Origin of the sequence: Dyella lipolytica (genome assembly GCF_030160075.1) — a bacterium.
Taxonomy (GTDB): Bacteria; Pseudomonadota; Gammaproteobacteria; order Xanthomonadales; family Rhodanobacteraceae; genus Dyella_B; species Dyella_B lipolytica.
In genome coordinates this window covers 1,232,578-1,253,820 of sequence record NZ_BSNQ01000003.1, presented here as the reverse complement: position 1 = coordinate 1,253,820, position 21,243 = coordinate 1,232,578, and the positions used below count along the sequence as shown (strand labels likewise).

Here is a 21,243-nt window from a genome sequence, read left to right as displayed (position 1 = left end):
ATCCGGCCAAGCCACCGAGAGCGCGCCATGTCTACCACGATCGAACAACGCCCACCGTTGCCACCCTTCACCCGCGAAACGGCGATCCAAAAGGTCCGACTCGCCGAGGACGGCTGGAACACCCGCGAGCCATCGCGTGTCGCCCTCGCGTACACCACCGACAGCCGCTGGCGAAACCGCGCCGAATTCGTCAACGGCCGCGAAGCCATCGTCGGATTCCTTACCCGCAAGTGGGCACGCGAGCTGGAATATCGGTTGATCAAGGAACTATGGGCGTTCGACGGTAACCGCATCGCCGTGCGCTTCGCCTACGAATGGCGCGACGATTCCGGCAACTGGTTCCGTTCCTACGGTAACGAGAACTGGCTATTCGATGAAAACGGTTTGATGGCCGAGCGCCATGCAAGCATCAACGATCTGCCTATCGCGGCTGCGGAGCGAAAATTCCACTGGCCTCAAGGGCGAAGGCCCGATGACCACCCAGGCTTGAGCGATCTAGGTCTTTAGTAAACCCTTTTGAGCTTGCGCGCTCAACGCTCGGAAATCGTCGTACCCGCATCCCTGCCTGGCGCAAGCCGCAGGATCACTGACTCATGGGCAGGGTAACGACGCAGAAGGTCGCCAACATTCGCCAGCTCGAACGTCTCGAATTCGAAGCCGGGAGCTACCGTGCATCCCACCAGCGAAAACCCTTCCGTTCCATGGCGTTCCGCAGCGAACCAGCATCCTGCTGGTACTACCGCCTGAAACACCGCGTCAGGCTGTTCCAGCATGTTGCCGAGTCGATGTGTGATCCATTCACCCTGCTGATCCAGCATGTGGATCGACAGCGGATCGCCCGCGTAGAAGTGCCACATCTCATCCGAGTCGATGCGGTGCCACGCGGAATAGGCATCGCCGCTCAGCATGTAATAGATGCCCGTCGAAGCGCTTCGCTCGGTAACAACCCCAGTGGGTAATGATCGCGTAATGCGTTCATCGCAGCGGTAAGTCTGGCGATAAAAGCCGCCTTCCGGATGAGGCTGCAGGTCCAATTGATCGATGATGCGATGGATAACGGATTGATCGGCGCTCATCGGAAGATCGTCGCTGCGTTTATGTCGGGTGAACCTACGTTACAAGGTACATGCAAAGGCATCTACCCAGCTGTGCCGCTTCAATCGCAGCGACAGGTTTCAACCCCGAATGCTTTCACCGAATAGATCGCCATGAAGCACGCGGTCTTCCAGTGCCAGCAGGAAACGCTTGGTCGGCAAGCCACCGCCAAAGCCGGTAAGGCTGCCGTCACTGCCGATCACGCGATGACAAGGCAGTACGATCGGCAGCGGGTTGCGTCCGTTCGCCGCGCCTACCGCGCGCACGGCCAACGGCTGGCCGATACGCCGCGCCATCTCGCCATAACTGACCGTGGCGCCGTAAGGAATCTTGGCTAGTGCATGCCATACATCCAGCTGAAACGGTGTGCCGAGTGGATGCAATGGCAGATCGAACATCTGGCGCTCGCCCGCAAAATATTCATCCAGCTGGCGACGCGCGAACACGAGCTTGGACGGATCGTGATGCCAAGTGGGATCGGGCGATTTTCGATGCCGCCCTGTTTCGAACCACACCTCACGCAACCCTTGAGCATCGGCAACCAACAGCAAATCGCCGATGGGTGTGGGCAGGGGGTCATACCAGATGGTGTCGTGTGCGATGTTCATGCGGTCGCTCCCTGACGGGGTGGGCGCGGTGACTTTGCCTGGTCGCTCATGCTGCGCCACAGGTGCATCACCGCGTAAGCGCGCCACGGGCGCCAGGCTTCGGCCAGTGTGGTCAATGCTTTGGTGCTCAGCATGTCGTCGCCGCGTGATGCCGCGCGGCGCAGGATCAGGTCGGCAGCGGGGAAGGCGTCCGGATGACTGAGTGCGCGCATCGCCATGTAATGCGCGGTCCATTCGCCGATGCCGGGTAGCGCCACCCAGCGCACGACAAATTCATCCAGCGATTGCTCGACGCGAAAATCCACCCGCCCATCCAACACGGCGCGCGCCACGCCGCGGATACTTTCCGCTCGCGCCGTCGTGATGCCGAGCGCGCGCAGGTCTGCATCGGCCAACACATCGGGCGTCGGAAACAAGCGTTCCAAACCCGGCGCTACGGCCACGGGCAGTGCTTCACCGTAACGCTGCACGATGCGCGATGCCAACGTGCGCGCCGCCGCAACGCTGACTTGTTGGCCGAGAATCGCACGTACCGCCACTTCAAAGCCGTCCCAACTGCCTGGCAGGCGCAGGCCAGGACGTTTACGCAGCAGGGGCCGAACATGCGGCGTGGTCTGCAAGGCAGCGGCGATGGCTTGCGGATCGGCATCCAGATCGAACATGCGACGGATGCGGGTGACCACCGTCAGCATCTGTGCCGGTTGCGGACAATGCAGTTGCAGACGCAGCGCATACTCGTTGCCGGGCCATGCGCTCAACCGCAGCCAGCCCGGTGCATCCGGTGGCCCGAATACGCGCGAATAACTTTCGTCGTCGACCACTTCGATGCCGGGCAGGGCGCGGCCGCGCAGAAACGTCAGCAACGATGCAAAGTCGTAAGGTGGCCGATAACTCAAGCGCAGGCTAAGGCTGTCGTTGCTGCCGGCATGCGGGTGACGGCGCAATTCGCGCGGCGCGATGCGATTGGCTTGCGCAAAGGCAGCATTGAAACGACGTAAACTGCCGAATCCGGAAGCGAGCGCGACATCCGTGACCGGCATGCGCGTTTCGGTCAGCAACTGCTTGGCGAACAGCAGGCGTCGCGTGGTGTGCACATCGATCGGCGGCGCACCCAACCGTTCCACGAACAGCCGTCGTAACTGCCGCGCACCCACACCGACCCGTTCCGCGAGCACGTCTACAGGATGATCCTGCAGCAGACCACCTTCGATCAGCTTCAACGCTCGCGTCACCACGTGGTCGCTGCGTTGCCAGGCATCGTTGCCCGGAGCCAGTTCCGGCCGGCAGCGCAGGCAAGGCCGGAACCCTGCTGCTTCCGCTGCCGCAGCTGTGTTGAAAAAGCGGACGTTTTTAGGCTTGGCCGCAGGTGCAGGGCACACCGGACGACAATAAATGCCGGTGCTGGCGACCGCGATGAAGAATAGGCCGTCGAAGCGTGCATCGCGGCTCAGCCGTGCGCGTTCGCAGGTCTGCAGATCGAGCGTGGGGATGGGGGAGGGCTCGGACATGCCTAAAGGCTAGCACCGTCTCCCCCACTAAACTCGCCGTTTTCGGACATCAATACCCATCGACTGGCATTGCCGCGCGTAGCTTCTTCCACTCCCGGGCTACTATTTTGATCGGCCACCGACCATGCTCGGCAACACACCATCCCTGCGAATGAGCCCGTGATAGAGCGCCGCGCCCAAATGCGCCAGAAAAGTCAGGAATAGCAGCATCGCGAGCCACGCGTGCGCGTGCCGCAACACCGCGAATGCCACCGGACTCACCGGGAAGATCGGCGGCAACCGCAGTGAACTGCTAAGCATCACGGGATAACCGCCCGCCGACAGCATCGCCCAACCCACCAGCGGTATCACCAGCATCAGCGCATACAGCAGCCAGTGCGATGCAAGCGCCGCCAGCTTCTGCACGGGAGGCAGATCGACCGGCAGCGGCGGTGGTGGGTTGCGTAAGCGCACGATGAGTCGCACCACAGCGAGCACAAGTATCGCGATACCTAGCGGTTTGTGGATACCGATCAGCCATTCGTGACGCTCCGAAACGGAGGCCACCATGCCGACGCCGATAAACAGCATCGACAAGATCATGGCGGCCATCAGCCAGTGCAATACGCGTGCAGCCAGCACAAAGCGTGTGGACGATGCGTTCATCACTTGATCTCCGGCTGTGTGTGCGCAACGGCTGTGCCGGGCAGATGGGCTTCTTCGCTGGTGCGACGCAGGTAAGACGTGGCATACGCGGCCGAGCGTGCAGGCAACAACGGATCGTCCGATGCTGCGATGCCGTTCGGCAATACCAAGGGGTCGTAATTGATGTCGCGACACGCACCGCTTTCTTGTGGCTCGGTGCTGGTAAGCACCAATGTGCCGGCATCGATGTCGCGCCGGTCGGATGGCCATGCCTTGGTTGCATCGTCAGTTGGGTCGCCTGGGTTGGCGAGTGTCACCATCAGGTGCCAGCGCTGCGGGCTTTGTGCAAGCCGCTGCGTGAGATCGGCGTCCAGATAATCCGCACCTTGGGCCGTCGAGGTATCCGCATTCGCTTCCGGCACCATGCGCCAACGCACCGCATGTCGTGCGCCGCTTGCGTCGACAAAGACAAACGCGTTCAAGCTCCAATAGCCTTCGGTCGCAAAGCTGGACGACGGTTTTGCCGCCTTTATCCATGCAAGAAATGAGGCGGTTTCCGGATGCGCTGCAAAGAACGCCGCCACTTTCGCTGGGTTCGGTTTACCCGTGGCAGGATCGGGTTGCTGCGCCTGCAACTGTTCGAAAAACGCTTGCGGCGTGCTCACCGGAAACACCGGCATGCTGTTCATGCCGGTACGCCACTGCAGGCCGTTCGCCTGTGTAAAGCGCAACGCCATGCTGCGGATCGGCACGCTGCTATCGGGCGCATACGGGTTGCCGCCCGGAATCGCAAAACGTCCCACCACCGGCGTGCGTCCCGGTGCGAACACCTGCGCTGCGGAATACGGCTGCGCTTGTCCGTTGCTATCGAAATAACCCGCTACGCACACGCCCTTGGCGTGATTGCGTCGAAAGCCGGGAAACACGCCGGCGTTGGCCTGCAGCTGATTGACCATGCGCTGCGCGGTCAGCCGCTGCGGCGCCAGCCAGCCGCCGACATAGCCGAGGGCGAGCACCGTGATCAAAAGGATGGCCGCGATGAGTGCGAATCGCAGAACTATGCTGCTGCCTGAGAGGGGAGGTGAAGCCTGCATGGATCATGTCCTGGAAATGGAAAAGGCCGTTTAGTTCTTCGAGCTCCGCGGGTCTACGGTTACATATTGGCGCACGCTATCCCTGCGCAGGCACATCGGTGCTTGTTCGGCAAATCGCATCGGTCATGCGCCGGACGCGTCGATTTTGAAACTGTTGGGCTGCAGTTTTCGGAGTGCCGGTTATTTCACCGGGGCCATCAAATGTTCATAGGGCGTGCCTGCCCACATCACATAGGGCGCGGATGTGTCTGGATCGGGACTCTTCGGGTACGTGTCATAGAAGGTAGGGTCGGCCCCTACCACCATGAAATGGGGTCCTGTCTTTATCCAGTGGTTGTTCGGCAGCGGTTGCTTTGCGTAAGGATCGGTGTTGCTGGCATCCGTGCCGCCTGCAAGCATGTACATCACGCCGATTTTGCCGGCGGGTGGTGGCTTGTGGGCCATCCACGCCTGAGCCCATTCCAACGCATTCTTGTCCATGCACATGGGGGACGGACCAGGCGCGGCTGGGTTGTCCGGCATGCAGGTGTAACCATTGCTGCCCTTGCGCACTGTGCGCATCGTGCCATCGGCGTCCATGGCGATGATGGTTGCCTCCTTGGCGACACCTGGTGGTGCTGCCCGCATGGCGCTGGCAATAAGCTGAGCATCGCTGGGTGTGTGCTTGTCGGCGGCCACCGCGGCGCTCGCGGCAACGAGCATGGCAGCAGCAACGGCAGCAGTCCGGTACGTCGAGCCTATCGCACTCATAAGGCCTCCTACGTCGGTTAAGCAGGCCATTCCGGATTCCTTCGCGAGTCTGGGCGCCTGTCAAATGCCTGTCAATTGGCTCCCGAAGCTACCCGCGGGCACGCTTTTTTGCCGCACCGCAGTTGGCGGCCATGAAACGGGGCGACCATAATTGGGACTTTCCCATGGCAGTTGCAGGAATTCCGATGAACGCCCCCACCCGCATCGACACCACCCGTATCATCCACGCCCCGCGCGGGACCGAGCTCACCTGCAAAAGCTGGCTCACCGAAGCCCCGTACCGGATGCTCCAGAACAACCTGGACCCAGCCGTGGCCGAGAACCCGGCCGAACTGGTGGTGTACGGCGGCATCGGCCGCGCCGCGCGTAACTGGGAGTGCTTCGACGCCATCCTGCGCGCCCTGCGCGACCTCAACGACGACGAAACCCTGCTGGTGCAATCCGGCAAACCGGTCGGTGTATTTCCGAGCCATCCCGATGCGCCGCGCGTGCTGATCGCCAACTCCAACCTGGTGCCGGCCTGGGCCAACTGGGAACACTTCAACGAGCTCGATAGGAAAGGCCTGATGATGTACGGCCAGATGACGGCGGGCTCGTGGATCTACATCGGCTCGCAAGGCATCGTGCAAGGCACCTACGAAACCTTCGTGGAAATGGGCCGCCAGCACTACAACGGCAGCTTGAAGGGCAAGTGGATTCTCACCGCGGGTCTCGGCGGCATGGGCGGCGCGCAGCCGTTGGCTGCCACGTTGGCCGGCGCGTGCTCGCTCAACATCGAATGCCAGCAGAAGAGCATCGACTTCCGCCTCAAGACGCGTTACGTCGACGAACAAGCCACCGATCTCGACGACGCACTCGCACGCATCGCCAAATACACCAAGGCCGGCGAAGCGAAATCCATTGCGCTGCTCGGCAACGCTGCAGATGTACTGCCCGAACTCGTGCGCCGTGGCGTGAAGCCCGATGCCGTCACCGATCAGACCAGCGCACACGATCCCGTCAACGGCTACCTGCCGCAGGGCTGGACCGTGGAGCAGTGGTTCGAGCGTCGCAAGAGCGATCCGCAAGGCACGCGCGACGCCGCCAAGAAATCCATGAAGAAACACGTGGAAGCCATGCTCGCCTTCCACGCGCAAGGCATTCCCACCTTCGACTACGGCAACAACATCCGCCAGATGGCGAAAGACGAAGGCTGCGCCAACGCCTTCGATTTCCCCGGTTTCGTGCCGGCGTTCGTGCGTCCGCTGTTCTGCCGCGGCGTGGGTCCGTTCCGCTGGGTCGCGCTATCCGGCGATCCGGAAGACATCATCAAGACCGACGCCAAAGTGAAGGAACTGATCCCCGACGACAAGCACCTGCACAACTGGCTGGACATGGCCGAACAGCGCATCAGCTTCCAGGGTTTGCCCGCGCGTATTTGCTGGGTCGGCCTGGGCCAGCGTCACAAGCTTGGCTTGGCCTTCAACGAAATGGTGCGCAAGGGCGAACTTAAAGCGCCCGTCGTCATCGGTCGCGATCATCTCGACTCCGGCTCCGTGGCCAGCCCCAACCGTGAAACCGAAGCCATGAAAGACGGCAGCGACGCAGTGAGCGATTGGCCGCTGCTGAACGCCATGCTCAACGTCGCCGGTGGCGCTACGTGGGTAAGTCTGCATCACGGCGGCGGCGTCGGCATGGGTTACAGCCAGCACAGCGGCGTGGTGATCGTATGCGATGGCACCGAGGCGGCGGACAAGCGTATTGCGCGCGTACTGTGGAATGATCCGGGTACGGGCGTGATGCGTCATGCTGATGCGGGATACGACATCGCCGTGCAGTGCGCGAAGGAGCAGGGGCTCAAGTTGCCGATGATTTGAATCGTCGGCCACACGCCATTTAGTAAGCCATTACACCCTCATTTTTGAGGGTGTAATTTTTTACGGGGTGGATTTGTCGTATAAACAGGGGAGGGAAGACGCGCGTGGCGTTATTGCACCACGCGATGTCTCATTTTTGGGGGTCGAATTAGAGTTACGCGCTTCAGGGAGAAGGGCAATGAATACGGATGCGATCCATATCGCAAGTTACTTGATGCTAGCTGCCACCCTGTGTAACGCCGGCGCGCTGCTTTGGCTACAACTTCACGCCTACTCTAAGCACCATCACAAGAGTTTTCTTATCCTGACGTTATCAACCATAACTGCATTGTTGTCGTTTTTTGCCGTTACTATTCCTGCCTTTCTACCAGCTGTGCGACCTTGGTATACGTTTATCTATTTGTCTTCTGCGGTGCTCTACATCTTGTATGCAGCGCTCGGCATTTGGGGAGTCTCATTGCTTTTTCGTTCATATGGCGCGCTCAAGCAAGGTGCCTAACTAACCATTCAAGCGGACGCCTCGGGCACCCTTCAACTTGTCTGAATCACCACCACTGAGCCCTCAACGCGATGGCCGCGTGAGCGCTATCAGCCGCATCACCAACCACACCCCGAACAAGCCCACCAGAGGCGATGTCAGCAGGCCTGGGAAATATCCACCGACGGCGAGCGACAGGATGGGATGGGCGATTAGGTTGACGAGGCATGAGATGGTGAAAAACCAGATAGGAAACATCGCTACGCGATAGCCGGCACGCAGTCCGATGGACGATAGAATCCATACAGCGAGCCATAGCAAGTTGAATACAACGAAGAAGTCATCCGGCCAAGGCGGAAGGCCCAGAAGCTCAGGTAACCGTACAGGAAAATGCGTCAGTGACTCTTCCATGAAGTGCAGACACTGGGCAGCTAGGCCGAACAAAAAGACTCGCGAAACGCGTTCGATGCTGACGGTGTCTGTCCAGCGAGGGTGACGCAACATGGTTAGGACGATGGAGATTAGGGCAGCAATGCTGAGGGCCGATGTTCCAATCAGTTCACTTGGCATGAGGTCTTCCCACACTATGGATAGGACCGCAACTCAATTTATCACCGTACGCGCTTTAACTCAGACTTTAGATGGAAGGAGATGAAATGCGACTCTTAGTTTCCGTCGGTAAGGCGTTTGCGGGTGCTCTCGTAGGTGTCCTTGCGGCCATGTATATGTTCGGCTTTTTTGTGCCTCATGGCGTCCAACTCTGGCCTGCTTTCGGCATCGCAAGCGGTATCGCACTAGCTACGGGTATCCGTTCCCAATGGTCGCTATCGACAACGGTTGGCGCAGTACTCGTCGGCGTTTTAGCTGCAACGGGGGATGTCGTCGGCATTTGGTTATCGGCACGCCCCTAACTATTCGCCCAAGCGGACGCGCATACACACGCCGTTTAACTCAGGCGTTAGACCGCAGGAAAAATCTTGGCTCGTAACATACTTTTTATCTGCAGCCAGAACCGGCTACGCAGCCCCACGGCTGAGCAGGTCTTTGCCGATTGGCCCGGGATCGAAACTCGTTCGGCTGGCTTAAACAATGGCGCCGAAACGCCCGTCACTCCCGAGTTACTGAACTGGGCTGACATGATCTTCGTCATGGAGCGTGCTCATCGCTCCAAGCTCTCAGCCAAATTCAAGGCCTACTTGGATGGCAAGCGCGTGATCTGTCTGGAGATCCCGGACAATTACGCGTACATGGACCCCGATCTCATTGCGCTGCTCAAAATCAAAGTGCCCAGGTACTTGCCGGCCCTCTGACGTCTGCCGTAGCCTGCGATATAACCACTCGTCCAAGCGGACGCTTATTACGCCGCTTAACTTAGACGTTAGGTATCAGATGAGCGACACATTGATCTTGGCGATAGTAGCCAGTACTTCCGCGATCTTGGGCAGCTTCGTGACGGGCTGGTTCACGTACCGCGCCGCCGTCAAACAACGTGAAGCTGAAAGATTCAAGCGGAAACTGATCCAGGCATATAAAGACATTGCTGCATTTCACCGCTTGGAGGAGCGCTACACTGTCGCGCTAGCTAAGACATCAGACGAAAGAAGCGCCGAGTCTTGGAAGCGTGATGTACGCAAGGCGCTGCGAGATGATGGTTTCGCATCACCGAGCGATGATGCCACTGCACATAGAGCGGAGCAGCGTGCCAGCGAGTTGGGTTGATGCCGAACTATGTGCTCAAGCGGACCGTGGAAGAGGAGTTTCCGGTGCACTTATTGGTTACGGGACGCACGGCGCTTAGGTTTGGCGTTAGACATTCCCCGTCAAATCGATATTGAGGTGCGCCATGTCCGAGATATCAGCATTCCGTTTGTACGTCCTGAGGGCCGCGTACGCACTGATTGCGGTCGGGCTCGCCCTTATGGTCTGGCCAAAGTTGATTCAACACACCAGCGAGTGGGCTCTGAAGGATGGCGATACGTTCGGCCTGCTTGCCGGTATACAGGTCTTGGCCATGTTGGGCGTTAGATACCCCGTCAAGATGCTGCCGTTGCTCTTCTTCGAGCTGACGTGGAAGTCGATATGGCTGCTTACCATCGCACTCCCTTTATGGCGCGCCAACCAAATCGATCCGGGAACCGCCGACTCCATCCAGGCTTGCGTCTTTGGGGTGGTGATCTCTGTAATCGCCATTCCCTGGCGGTACGTTTGGGCGAAATTCGTGCGCGAATCTGGAGACAGTTGGCGATGGAGCACACGGAGTGCCTAACAGCGCGCTCCAGTCGCTGTCCAGCTCGCTGCACTCGTCGCTGCGGTTAAGCGCTGGCGTCAGCCACAACGGATGTTCAACCGCATGAAACTTTTTGGATACCTAGCGCCGGCATCGGGGTCGCAAGGTCCCTTAAAACTCTCCGAGGTGACGCTTCAGCAATTAGGCTGCCGGCGTGATGCGTCACGCCGATGCGGGGTATGACATCGCCGTGCAGTGCACGAAGGAGTAAAACTAAAGCTTCCCATGCTCTCTTGATTGAATGCTCATGTAGCCTTAATTTAATTTATATAATAAAAACATCATCTTATATAAATATCTTAGACTATTTAAACCTCAAATTTTAGGCCTTTCTTAGTTTTAGTTGACTTCTGGTTTTAAACTGCATACAGTGCGGTTACTGGAGGTTTCACTATGCCTAAGAACGTCGATTACCCGAGAGCCTCGCTCGTAAACAGCATTGAGCTCGCTGATGCGGTAAGCAGTCTCGGTGGCTCATGCACGACCGAGATGGCCGCGGAACGCCTTAACCGGAAGCAAGGTGGCGCTTTTACCGCATTGGTCTCCGCTGCCACTAAGTACGGCCTGCTCAGCTCGAAAAGTGGAAAGCTTATTCTTCAGCAGTCGTATCGAGACTACGCACTCGCATACAACGAATCGGAGAAGCGAAGCGCACTTCGAACTGCGCTTCTTTCGCCTCCGATGTTTCGAGCTATCTACGATCGTTTCCAGAGCAAGTCATTGCCAATGGAGCACTTTGAGAAGTTATTGATACGGGAATTCGACGTTCCAGGTGATCAAGCATCGAAAGTGAGTGCATATTTTTTGGAGGGTGCTGCGCATGCGGGAATGATCGGACCCGGTAATGTTTTAGTTCCTATAGGCGAATCAAACGGGAATGAAGCGCTTGATGCAACTTTGGACGATATCGATAGCAAGGAAAACCCTGGGTTCGGCATCGTTGGAAAAAATGCTCAAAAGACAGATCAGTTGGGGCCTGGTGATTACTCAATAACGTTCAAGGGGCCGGGATTGAACTCAACAATCGTCGTTGCTGAGGATGAGGACCTACTAATTGTTGATGCAATGTTGAAGAAGGTCAAAAAGGCTTTAGCAGCGCGCAACGACGAATCGTAAAAAGCCATCTAACTGGGAGAAATAAGTATGGCTGACAAGCATCCATATGTATCCGGAGCGAGCGGTTTGGTTGCAGCAGTCGCACAGCTTCGTAAATCGTTTCCAGCAAAAGTGACGGCAGAGACATTTAAGAAATTGGGTATAGCGCCCAATAACGAAACATATATCGTCAACACACTTAGGTTCCTTCACATTATTGATGGTGAGGGGAACAAGATTGCTGAAGCCGCGTCAGTTCTCGTACAGCATGACGAAATCGAATTTCAGAAAGGCTTTGCCGGCATAGTCCAAGATGCTTACGCATCGCTTTTCGATCTGCATGGCGTGGATGCCTGGACTGCGACTTCAGATCGGCTGATTTCGTTCTTCCGTAGTTCCGACCACACCAGCGACATTGTCGGTCGAAGACAGGCTGGGACTTTCCAGACTCTTGCAACGATCAGTGGAAAGCTTGATGGGAATTTGCCAAAAACATCTACCCAGAAGACAAAGAAAGCGGATAGTCCTGTAGTGAAGAGCAGGGCTACGAAATCGGCTTCATCTAGCAAGTCCCAGGTGGGCTCGAGAGCTTCGGTTTTTGCGAGCGAAAATGGAGATGGCGGTGATGGGGGAGGCGAGGTTGACGGAGCTGTTCGAGGTATGGCCTTAACGGTTCGCGTTGAAATCAACCTACCAGCAAGCGCTGACAAAGAGACTTATGACAACATTTTCAAGAGCATTCGAGAGAACCTAATGAATGGCAAACGCCCTTGACTATTTTGAATCAATCGTCCGTGTAGCCAGTGGTTTTTCCAACGCGGATCAAAGTGCTTCGCTAGAGGCTGTTCTAGAGCAGCAGTTGCACCCTTTTGACAAAAGGAACGTGCATCCTGAGCTGCCAGCTAAAGTCCGGACTTTCTTTGACGACGGACACTATGCGGAGTCAACTTTCGAGGCATTCAAGTATCTGGATAAGGTCGTTCAGCAGCTCTCGAAGAACAATAAGGCAGGCGAAAAGTTAATGATGGAAGTCTTTAATGAGACTAATCCAACATTGAAGCTGAACAGTCTAAGCGGACAGAGTGAGCTCGACGAGCAGCGAGGGTTCAAATTTCTGTTCTCTGGTGGAGTGGTGGCAATTCGCAATCCACGCGGACATGAAGTGGACCAGATGGATGACGTTGACACATGTCTCGATCATCTAGCATTCGTATCGTTGTTGATTCGTCGTTTGGAGCGTGCCGGATACTTGTATGGAAAGAGAGAAACGCTGGGTTGATTTCTTTGCTACGAAAACTGGAAACGGCTCCGGGTTGACCTCTCAGTTGTCTGGTTCTAGGTACAGTTAAGTTATACGAACAACGCGTTGGGGGAAGTCATGACTAAGCGAACGGCTTCTTGTTCCTGCGGACAGTTGTCCATTGAGGTTCAAGGTGAATCACTTGGAGTCGGTGTTTGCCACTGCCTCGCGTGCCAACGTAGAACCGGAAGCGTCTTTGCTGCTCTGGCGTGTTTCGCGGCGCCTTTCAGGGTTATTGGTAATGCAACCGAATACGTTCGCGTTGGTGACCAAGGAACCAAGTACACGTTTCGGTTTTGCCCTGTCTGTGGCACAAACTTGTTTCATACCGAAGAAGGGTGTGAGTTGTCGTACGTCAACGTCGCTGTGGGCGCGTTCGCTGATCCAAGTTTTCCTGCGCCGCAAGATTCAGTCTATGAATGTCGCAAACATTCTTGGGTCCAGCTGCCACCGGGTACGCAAGGTTATGAAAAGGATCCGACTTAGTCGGAAACTGCGGCAATTGGTAGCGAGGGTTTGCAAGCTCATTTCGTCGCGCGGATCTTATGCAAGCGCTCGTTCGCTTCTCTCGCACAGCTTTGCCCCAACTCGATAAGCGTTGCCAAGCCCCAGAACGCGCCGGCGAGATGTTCGCTATTGATGTTGTCGGCTTGATCGATCGCTTCGCTCAGGCTTCGAGCCAGATCCTGCGCACTGCCTAACAGCAGGTTGGCGTCATCCAGCAGGTCGAGCGGACTGCCGACGGGGGCGATGAAGTATTGGGTGTTGAGGGTAATCCACGGACGACAGATGGGGTCTTTCATCGAACACTCCTTTGCGCGATTGGCAACGCCGCCCGTGACACACGGGCGGCGGACGTGCCGGAGTGAGAAACCGGGACTCAAGGAACCGGCCAGGCCGAAGCCTGCCCGACACGCCCGCCATAAACGCGCGGGAGTGTTGGCGCAATGAAAAAGCGCCTGGAGGCGCTTTGCGCCTTGAGTCGTCGGGTTCTCACACCCGGCCGCTGATTTGGCAGCGACGCGTGCAAGCTAGAACTGAATATGTCTGACGTCAAGTCGGCGCCGAAGGAAAGACGCTGGTTTCCGCCGCCGGCGGTCTTGTATAAAGTGACGCGGGATAGGGGGAGCGACAATGACTTTTGAAGTTGAACAGGTTCTGCGACCAGAGCTTGGCCGCAGCGAGCGGCTGCTGTGGAGCGGGATGCCGCGTCAGGGCGTGCGTCTGCGCCCCACCGATGCGCTGATGATTCCATTTAGCCTGTTATGGGGCGGCTTTGCTTTCTTCTGGGAGTACTCGGTTACTTCACAGGGCAGTCCGTTCTTTTTCTCGCTGTGGGGCGTCCCGTTTGTTCTGATGGGTTTGTACATCATCGTGGGACGTTTTTTCGTCGACAGTTACCAGCGCGCGCGTACCTACTACGGTGTCACGGATCAGCGCGTCATTATCTCCAGCGGGTTGATGAGCCGCGAGGTAAAGAGTCTTAATCTTCAAGGGCTAAACGATATTTCGTTGACAGAGAGAGCCGATCGCAGCGGCAGTATCACGTTCGGCCCTAGCAACCCGATGTATGCGATGTGGGCGGGCACGTCATGGCCCGGCATGAGCAAGCGGCAGGCGCCGGCGTTTGATCTGATCGACGACGCACGCAAGGTTTACGATGTGATTCGTGAGACCCAACAGCAGGCTCGAGGGTAGCGGCAGAAACGGTACTCATTGAAGGCGGGAAAATCATGACCGCGGAAAAGACGACGATGGCCTTCGGCTGGCGCGTTTACGGCCTGGGCGTGATGGCGTTGGGCATCGTCTGCCTGGCGTTGGGAGACTTCGACCCGGGGCAGACCGTGCCGAATAACTTTCCTGCTCGCACCGCGCTGGTTTATGTCGCCGGTGTATTCATGCTCGTGGCGGGTGCCGCCACCGCGTGGCGTCGGACCGTGAGCTGGGGCGCTGCAGCGCTCACTGCCTACTACACGCTCATCGTCGTCATCCTGATGAACGGCGCCGTGGTGCTCGCTAATTACGCTGAATACGGCAGCTACAGCGACACCGCAGAGCAGCTGGCGATTGCAGCGGCTGGGCTGATCGTCTACGCCGCTAACGCCAATATCGACGCGGCGCGGGCCGCTCGCCTCACGCGCATTGGCCAAATAGCGTTCGGGGTTTGTGCGGTGTTATTCGGCGGTGCGCATTTTTTCTATATGAACCTCACCGTCCCGCTGGTTCCCAAATGGCTACCGCCTTCGCAAGTGTTCTGGGCTTATGCGACTGGGGTTGCCCATATCGCGGCGGGTGTTGCGATCCTGACGGGCGTGAAGGCCCGTCTTGCCGCGATCCTGCTGGCGATCATGTACGCGTCGTTTACTCCGCTGGTGCACCTTCCGATGCTCCTGGCCAACCCGACAAGTCGTTGGATCTGGACCGAGAACGTTTTGAATGTTGCCCTGGTCGGTTGCGCCTGGGTCGTGGCGGATTCGTTGGCGCGGCCGCTCTCAACGCCTCGTTAGAGTCGCTGACAAAACCCATCTTGGCGACGCCAGGGCTTTGTTCATTCCGGCTGCTTGTAGATCACTCCGCCTTTCATCACAAACGGCACGTGTTCGATGGCGCTGATGTCGGTCGTGGGATCGCCTTGTACGGCGATGATGTCGGCATCGAGCCCCGCCTTTAGCTGACCGAATACATCTTGCTGGCGAAGAATTTTCGCGTCTACGGCGGTAGCTGCTAACAGCGCGCGGGCTGGCGACATGCCATCGCGCACCATCCACTCCAGTTCCTTGTAGTTCGTGCCGTGCGTAAACACACCTACGTCGCTGCCGCAGCCGATGGTGACGCCGGCTTGCATGGCGAGTTTGAAGGCGTTGGCGGCTTGCTGCATGTCCGCGGTGGGCGGTTGGCCGGGCTTCCAGCCTTTGAAGTATTCGGCATAGGCGGCTTCCGCTTCGAGCGTGGGCATGTAGGCGACGTTGTGTTGCTTCATCAGCGCGAACACGTCGCGCGTGCCGCCGTAGGCGTGTTCGACGGTGTCGACGCCGGCCAGGATGGCGCGACGCATGCCTTCCGGCGTGGTGGAATGCACGGCGACTGGCAGGCCGAGCGAGTGAGCGGCTTCCACGCCTGCGTTGAGTTCTTCCTGCGTGAAGGTGGGCACGGCGCCACTGCTCTTGCCGCAGTGATAGTCGGCGTAGAGCTTGATCCAGTCCGCGCCGTGGCCGGCCTGGTCGCGCACGGCGTCGATCATCTGCGCCGTGCCGCTGACCGGGATGCCGCCTTGGGGAAGGTCGATATCGGTGCGAAAGCCCATCGGGCCCGGGCCGTAGCAGTGCGCAGCGATGGTGGCGCGGGTGGCGACGAACAGATGCGGGCCGGGTATCAGGCCCTGGTTGATGGCGTGTTGCACGTCGACATCGGCATAGCCGGCGCCCTCCGTGCCGAGATCGCGCAGCGCGGTGAAGCCGGCCATCAGCGTGTCGTGGACGTGCTGCACTGCTTCGATGGTGCGATAGGCCAGCGATTCCTTCAGAACCTGATCGTTCCACAAGGTCTCGTTGTATGGGTGGAGGAAAATATGCGAGTGCGCGTCGATCAGGCCTGGTAGCAAGGTTGCGCCGGGCAGCTCAATGGTTTGCGTTCCGGGTGGCGACTTGACCTCCGTCGCGGGCCCGACCGCGGCAATCTTGTCGGCTTCTACCAGTACGACCCAGCCTGCATGCGTTTGCTCACTGCGTGCGTCGAAGACACGGTCGGCTTTAAGCAGCCAGGCATGATCTGCCGGTTTGCCAACGATCACGTTGTCTGCGGCCGCGGCCGTGCTTGCGGCGCAAGTGAGCAATATGCAGCCAAGCAATGCGGTCGGGATCTGCCGAAGTCTATGCATTCGCATGTCTTCCCCCTTTCTGGATGTTCCTCTTTTTATCACGCTGTAGTATCAGCAGGCCCGTGAATATTCACATCGCTGTGAGGTCACGATGAAAACTGAAATCCAATCCACGGTCCTTGCCCCTGTACCAGCCCGCCGCCAGGTCATCGCTGGTATTGCCGCCACCTTGGGCGGTTTGGTTGCCGGCTTCCCATTCAGGGCACTGGCCCAGGAGCCGGCGATGCAACAAAAGCCGGCCACGGCGGCGAATCAGGCGCGTACTTCTCTGCACTACGACATCGATTTCAAATCGAGCCCTCAGCGCATTTATGAAGCGCTGCTTGATGCCAAGCAGTTCGCGGCCTTCTCGGGCCTGCCGGCTGAGATCGAGCCTAAGCCGGGTGGCGCATTTTCATTGTTCGGTGGTCAGATCGTTGGACGCCATATCGAGCTGATCGCTAATCAGCGCATTGTGCAGGCATGGCGACCGACCCACTGGGATGCCGGGGTTTATTCCATCGTTCGATTTGAACTGAAACCGCGTGGCTCCGAATCTTCACTCGCTTTCGATCACACGGGTTTTCCCGCGGGCGAGTTCGATCACTTGGATTGGGGGTGGCACCATCACTATTGGGAACCGCTCAAGAAGTTTCTTGCCTGACGTGCAGACGCGGTTGTTTCCTATGGAGCTTGGTGGTGCGCTGGTTAGCGCCGGATCATTGGAAAACCGCTAGCATCATTGTGCCTGTCTGAGATTTGGGAGCGTCGACATGTATCGCTACTTGATCGTGTTTGTTGCGTTGCTGCTCATGCCAAAGGCATTGCTTGCGGTTGCGCCAGCCGGTAACGCCGGGCCAGCGACGACGGTGGATGGTTTCTATCGCACTAACGCGCAGCTCAGAGTTCGAGGTTTGCCCGACGAACAGCAGCTGCGCGTGTTGACGCCGTATCTAAGCGCTCGACTGCTGTCGGCATTGCAGGCGGCCAAGGCGCAGCAGCAGATCTGCATCCAGAAGTATCCGAGCGACAAGCCGCCGTTGATCGAAGGGGATTTGTTTTCCAGCCTGTTTGAAGGCCCTACGGGTTTTCAGGTGGGGGTCGCGCGTGTTTCCGGTATGCGTGCGCAGGTTCCAGTGCATTTTCGTTACGACCAGGCGGGGATGAAAGATCATCCACGCTGGACGGATACCGTTTTGCTAGTGCGCGAGGGTGGGGCGAAACGGCTTTGGCGTATCGACGATCTGCGCTATGGCGGCAAGTGGGGATTTAGCTACGGAAAGGGCAGGCTGCTGTCATCCATGCTGACTGATCCGGAGCTTTGCAAATAAGTTCTGGCATGGACATGTGTGGTGCGACGTCACGGCGCCCGAGATTTTTCAGGAGTTCTTCGTGCCAGGAACGCAGAGAGTCGCTCCGGTTTACCTAGATAAAATCCTTGTGCGCCGTCGCATCCGTGCTGATAGAGCCAGCGATATTGCGAAGATCGTTCAATACCTTCGGCAATAACGCGAATCTTGAGACTCTTGCCAAGCGCAATGATGGCATCGCAAATCGTCGCCGAGCGTACGTCCCAGTCGACGTTGCGTATAAATGCCTGATCGATCTTCAACATGTCGATCGGCAAATCGCGCAGGTAGGAAAGGCTGGAGAACCCCGTCCCGAAATCGTCGAGCGCGACGGCGAACCCGTCGGATCTCAATTGTTTCATCACAGCGACCGCCTTGTCCCGGTGTTCTATCAGGCTACTTTCCGTCAATTCGATGTGGATCGCGTTGTTTCCAAGTGAGTACGCTTCGCGAACAGCGCGAAGGTTCGCGACGAGATCGTTGCTGCGTAGCTCGGTGGGTGAAATGTTGATGCTGATCGGCAAGTTATCGAAACCCGCATCCTTCAGCTCGCGGCTCGCCTTGGCGACCTGATTTAGAACCCACTTTCCCAACGGTAGGATCAGGCCGGACTCCTCGCATATCGGAATGAAGTCCGTGGGCGATATGAGTGTGCCGTCTTCTTGTGGCCATCGGATCAATGCTTCCAGGCCGATCACGCGCATGTCGGGATAGTTCGTCATCGGCTGGAAGTGCATTTCGAATTCGTGGCGTTTCACCGCTCGCTTCAAGGACGCCGCGAAATGCAACTTTTCCCTCGAATTTTTCGCGATAGAGGGATCGAAGTAGTGTATGGACCGATCGCTTCGAAGATGCGCATGCGAAGCTAATGCAGCGCGCCCAAAAAGTACGTCGCTTTCGACACCATCTTGCGGATGACTGGCCACGCCGATCACAACGTCTATCTGATGCTGGGTGTCCTTGTAGTACAAGGGCTCAGTCACGCAATGGGCTGCTGCTTGCAGTTTCGCGTAGGTCAGGTGACCCGAAGTGGCCGCCAGCACGAAGGCCTCGTGGGTCACCGTCGCCAGGAATTCACCGTCACCGATCAGCCGCATCAAGCGTTCCGCCACAGCCTGCAAAATGCCCGCGGAAACATTAATGCCGAAGGTGTCTGCGATGGCGTCCATTCCCAGCAGCTGAAGGTAAGCGACGTCGAACGCGGAATTCTGGGCGATAAGCCCATCCATCCAGCCAATCAGAGCGTGCTGATTGGGTAGCCTCGTAATCAGATCGTGCGAAGCGAGATACGCCAACTCGCGCTCGCCGGCCAGGTGCGAGGTGACATCCTCGGCCAGTATCAGACGTGCGGGGCAGCCGTTAAAGGCAATGTCGGCGGTGTGAATGCGCACATCGATGGATTTGCCTTCCTTGGTTTTGTGCGTCCAGACCTTTGCGGGGTGTCTTGCTTCGCGCGGCGACGCCAGATCTTCCGCGACTTTGGCGTGATCCTCCGGATCCCGGATATCCATAATGGTCATCGCCAGGAATTCTTCGCGCGTATAGCCGTATGCGCGCACCGCGGCGTCGTTGACTTCCAAAAACCTCAAGGAGGACGCGTCAAACACCCAAAATGGAAGCGGGTTATGTTCAAACAGGGAACGAAAGCGATGCTCGCTTTCCGCTTGCTGCTGGCGGGCCTCCCACTGTTCTGTCACGTCCACGACCGTACCGGTCATGCGCTTCGTGCCTGCCGCGTCGGTCACGACTTGACCGCCGGCCGATAGACGGCGCACTGAACCGTCGGCTCTTTTGATGTGGAATTCTGCGCGCAGCGGCTCGCTGCTTTTCCAAGCGGTCTTTAGGTGATTGATCAGCAGCGGTCGATCCGAAGGAAGCACCAGCGCCAGGAATTCCTTCGTGCTTGCCGTGGTCTGACCGTGAGGCAAGCCAAATATTTCCTCTCCTTCATCGGTGCATTCGAAGCCTTTCGCATGGTCGCTGAGTTTCCAAATGGCGGTTCGCCCAACGCGCTGCGCGGTGTGCAGATCCACCGACTTGGCTTGCAAACTCTGGATGTAGTAACGCTGCATCCGCGCGGATCGGGTCATGACCCTCAGCAGATACACGAAGGCCAGCAAGTAGAAAAAGTAGAGGAGGGCTGCCGCGGCGACTTGCTTACGCCAAGGCGCTAGAGCCGTTGGATACGTCATTCCGGCAACCGCCGTAAACGGGTATAACCCTACCGCCGCCGTCGCGCGGAGTGGGGTCGATGTGTGCAACCTAAACACCTTTTGAACCCACCACGGCTCGCCGAGGTCGTGCGCGGCGGCACCAGCGGCATCGAGATTGCCGCCCTGCGCGATCACGCCCCCATGCCCGTCGACAACTTCAAAGAATACGTCGTCCGTGTTGGGTACATTCGCTACGGAACGCTTCAGCGCCGCAATCTGGATATCTTCGGTGATCCAGCGATGCTCTCCTACCGATGCCGCAATCGGCAGCGTCCAACCACGCGGGGTTTTTGCTATGGCGCCGAAACACAGCGTTTTTTCCGCTGAAGGTATGTATATGTCGCACGATGTCCAGGCACCGCTTTCTGGTCCGGGTGGTGACGATGCTTGGCCAGGTGTACTCGTATCTATGAAATTAATGCTCAGGATTTGAGGTTGTCGCCGGAGTATCTCCGCAACGATATCCTTCAAAAGTACGTCGCTCTGCTCGGGCGCCGTGCGTTGAAAACGCCCCGATTCTTCTGCGACGAACGTCACCGCGTTGGCGCTGGCGCGCAGGGGCGTGCGCATCATTTGCGCGACGTTGAGGGCCACTTCGTTAACGCGATGACTGCTCTCGCTCAGCTGTGAGGCGAGATTGGATCTAAGACCGTTTATCAGCACCACGAGCAGCATCACGGCAGTCAGGCTGCCGAATACGACAATGGTTCGCTGAGATGGAACTTTGGGAGGGGCGTTTGTCATTGGTATGACCCATCTGGCTCCCGGCGCTTGTGTTGCATGGTTTGAGTACCTTTGAAATCAGTCCCCTTTAGTGCCCGTGGCCCAGTCGCGTTGTTTGCGTGGTCTCGCATGGGCACGCAAGCGGGTGTCCTCAGTGACAACGCTGGGGGCGGGTTCAACCATAGCGCGACGAAACGCCGTCCGCCTGCTTGCTGCTTTGGCAGGTAACGGAATAAACACCATGGTGCATAGGCACCAGATAATTGCGGCGAACAAAGAAGTGCCCATGTCACCGTTCCCCCTGTGGAATGTCGACTCGATGATTTGAATCGTGACAAAGCCAAGATCCCACTGAACCGCACACCTACACTGACGACTAGATCACATTTACGATGTGAATCATTCGT

The 21,243-nt window shown here is 57.8% G+C and carries 24 protein-coding genes; 14 read left to right on the top strand and 10 right to left on the bottom strand.

From position 1 onward, the window contains the following. Positions 1-27: 27 nt before the first annotated feature. The gene (locus QQL64_RS07015; protein WP_284397518.1) at positions 28-507 is read left to right on the top strand and encodes a nuclear transport factor 2 family protein; all 480 of its coding nucleotides are present in this window, start codon (positions 28-30) and stop codon (positions 505-507) included. Between the two features lie 23 nt (positions 508-530). Here QQL64_RS07015 and QQL64_RS07010 read toward each other — a convergent pair whose 3' ends face one another. The 6 genes from QQL64_RS07010 to QQL64_RS06985 form a co-directional block, all read right to left on the bottom strand. Further along, positions 531-1,076: a cupin domain-containing protein gene (locus QQL64_RS07010; RefSeq protein ID WP_284397517.1), complete on the bottom strand. Its 546-nt coding sequence runs from the start codon at positions 1,074-1,076 to the stop codon at positions 531-533. Positions 1,077-1,175: 99 nt separating this feature from the next. Next, positions 1,176-1,703: a methylated-DNA--[protein]-cysteine S-methyltransferase gene (locus tag QQL64_RS07005; RefSeq protein WP_284397516.1), complete on the bottom strand. Its 528-nt coding sequence runs from the start codon at positions 1,701-1,703 to the stop codon at positions 1,176-1,178. After that, entirely contained in the window at positions 1,700-3,211 is a 1,512-nt protein-coding gene (locus QQL64_RS07000; protein WP_284397515.1) for a DNA-3-methyladenine glycosylase 2 family protein, read from the bottom strand. The genes QQL64_RS07005 and QQL64_RS07000 overlap by 4 nt, the downstream gene beginning before the upstream one ends. A 102-nt stretch (positions 3,212-3,313) precedes the next feature. After that, entirely contained in the window at positions 3,314-3,856 is a 543-nt protein-coding gene (locus QQL64_RS06995; RefSeq protein ID WP_284397514.1) for a cytochrome b, read from the bottom strand. Next, on the bottom strand, positions 3,856-4,929 hold the full coding sequence (locus QQL64_RS06990) for a catalase family peroxidase (RefSeq protein WP_284397512.1): 1,074 nt from the start codon (positions 4,927-4,929) through the stop codon (positions 3,856-3,858). The genes QQL64_RS06995 and QQL64_RS06990 overlap by 1 nt, the downstream gene beginning before the upstream one ends. Before the next feature lie 180 nt (positions 4,930-5,109). Further along, positions 5,110-5,679 carry a hypothetical protein gene (locus QQL64_RS06985; RefSeq protein ID WP_284397509.1) on the bottom strand — a complete coding sequence of 190 codons (570 nt, stop codon included), beginning with the start codon at positions 5,677-5,679 and terminating at the stop codon, positions 5,110-5,112. Between the two features lie 185 nt (positions 5,680-5,864). Between QQL64_RS06985 and hutU the strand changes: the two genes are divergently transcribed. Then, positions 5,865-7,535 (top strand): urocanate hydratase, encoded by a 1,671-nt coding sequence (gene hutU, locus QQL64_RS06980; RefSeq protein ID WP_284397507.1) that lies wholly within the window; start codon positions 5,865-5,867, stop codon positions 7,533-7,535. 178 nt (positions 7,536-7,713) lie between these two features. Further along, on the top strand, positions 7,714-8,034 hold the full coding sequence (locus tag QQL64_RS06975) for a hypothetical protein (protein ID WP_284397506.1): 321 nt from the start codon (positions 7,714-7,716) through the stop codon (positions 8,032-8,034). A 63-nt stretch (positions 8,035-8,097) separates the two neighbouring features. Here the strand turns inward: QQL64_RS06975 and QQL64_RS06970 are convergent, their stop codons facing one another. Continuing rightward, entirely contained in the window at positions 8,098-8,583 is a 486-nt protein-coding gene (locus QQL64_RS06970) for an HXXEE domain-containing protein (protein ID WP_284397505.1), read from the bottom strand. Positions 8,584-8,990: 407 nt separating this feature from the next. On the opposite strand from QQL64_RS06970, the gene QQL64_RS06965 reads away from it, so the two are divergent. The 7 genes from QQL64_RS06965 (at position 8,991) to QQL64_RS06935 (ending at position 13,181) form a co-directional block, all read left to right on the top strand. Then, positions 8,991-9,323: a low molecular weight protein tyrosine phosphatase family protein gene (locus QQL64_RS06965; protein WP_284397502.1), complete on the top strand. Its 333-nt coding sequence runs from the start codon at positions 8,991-8,993 to the stop codon at positions 9,321-9,323. Positions 9,324-9,402: 79 nt separating this feature from the next. Beyond that, positions 9,403-9,732 carry a hypothetical protein gene (locus tag QQL64_RS06960; RefSeq protein WP_284397500.1) on the top strand — a complete coding sequence of 110 codons (330 nt, stop codon included), beginning with the start codon at positions 9,403-9,405 and terminating at the stop codon, positions 9,730-9,732. 124 nt (positions 9,733-9,856) lie between these two features. Continuing rightward, positions 9,857-10,279 (top strand): hypothetical protein, encoded by a 423-nt coding sequence (locus QQL64_RS06955; protein WP_284397498.1) that lies wholly within the window; start codon positions 9,857-9,859, stop codon positions 10,277-10,279. Between the two features lie 414 nt (positions 10,280-10,693). After that, positions 10,694-11,416, top strand: a complete 723-nt coding sequence (locus tag QQL64_RS06950; RefSeq protein WP_284397496.1) for a hypothetical protein — start codon at positions 10,694-10,696, stop codon at positions 11,414-11,416. A 27-nt stretch (positions 11,417-11,443) separates the two neighbouring features. After that, entirely contained in the window at positions 11,444-12,169 is a 726-nt protein-coding gene (locus tag QQL64_RS06945; protein ID WP_284397493.1) for a DUF5343 domain-containing protein, read from the top strand. Then, the gene (locus QQL64_RS06940) at positions 12,153-12,674 is read left to right on the top strand and encodes a TIGR02391 family protein (RefSeq protein ID WP_284397490.1); all 522 of its coding nucleotides are present in this window, start codon (positions 12,153-12,155) and stop codon (positions 12,672-12,674) included. The genes QQL64_RS06945 and QQL64_RS06940 overlap by 17 nt, the downstream gene beginning before the upstream one ends. Before the next feature lie 99 nt (positions 12,675-12,773). Further along, entirely contained in the window at positions 12,774-13,181 is a 408-nt protein-coding gene (locus tag QQL64_RS06935; protein ID WP_284397487.1) for a GFA family protein, read from the top strand. A gap of 38 nt (positions 13,182-13,219) precedes the next feature. Here QQL64_RS06935 and QQL64_RS06930 read toward each other — a convergent pair whose 3' ends face one another. Next, positions 13,220-13,498: a hypothetical protein gene (locus QQL64_RS06930; RefSeq protein WP_284397484.1), complete on the bottom strand. Its 279-nt coding sequence runs from the start codon at positions 13,496-13,498 to the stop codon at positions 13,220-13,222. Positions 13,499-13,829: 331 nt separating this feature from the next. On the opposite strand from QQL64_RS06930, the gene QQL64_RS06925 reads away from it, so the two are divergent. Next, positions 13,830-14,393, top strand: coding sequence for a YdbT family protein (locus QQL64_RS06925; RefSeq protein WP_284397482.1), 564 nt, complete (start codon positions 13,830-13,832; stop codon positions 14,391-14,393). Between the two features lie 35 nt (positions 14,394-14,428). Then, positions 14,429-15,202 (top strand): DoxX family membrane protein, encoded by a 774-nt coding sequence (locus QQL64_RS06920; RefSeq protein WP_284397479.1) that lies wholly within the window; start codon positions 14,429-14,431, stop codon positions 15,200-15,202. A 41-nt stretch (positions 15,203-15,243) separates the two neighbouring features. On the opposite strand, the gene QQL64_RS06915 is transcribed toward QQL64_RS06920, so the two are convergent. Then, positions 15,244-16,578, bottom strand: coding sequence for an amidohydrolase family protein (locus tag QQL64_RS06915; protein WP_284397476.1), 1,335 nt, complete (start codon positions 16,576-16,578; stop codon positions 15,244-15,246). Positions 16,579-16,663: 85 nt separating this feature from the next. Between QQL64_RS06915 and QQL64_RS06910 the strand changes: the two genes are divergently transcribed. Then, on the top strand, positions 16,664-17,215 hold the full coding sequence (locus tag QQL64_RS06910; protein WP_284397473.1) for an SRPBCC family protein: 552 nt from the start codon (positions 16,664-16,666) through the stop codon (positions 17,213-17,215). 109 nt (positions 17,216-17,324) lie between these two features. Continuing rightward, positions 17,325-17,882, top strand: coding sequence for a YqhG/Tai3 family protein (locus QQL64_RS06905; protein ID WP_284397472.1), 558 nt, complete (start codon positions 17,325-17,327; stop codon positions 17,880-17,882). 29 nt (positions 17,883-17,911) lie between these two features. Here the strand turns inward: QQL64_RS06905 and QQL64_RS06900 are convergent, their stop codons facing one another. After that, positions 17,912-20,857 (bottom strand): putative bifunctional diguanylate cyclase/phosphodiesterase, encoded by a 2,946-nt coding sequence (locus tag QQL64_RS06900; protein ID WP_284397468.1) that lies wholly within the window; start codon positions 20,855-20,857, stop codon positions 17,912-17,914. Positions 20,858-21,243 lie beyond the last annotated feature (386 nt).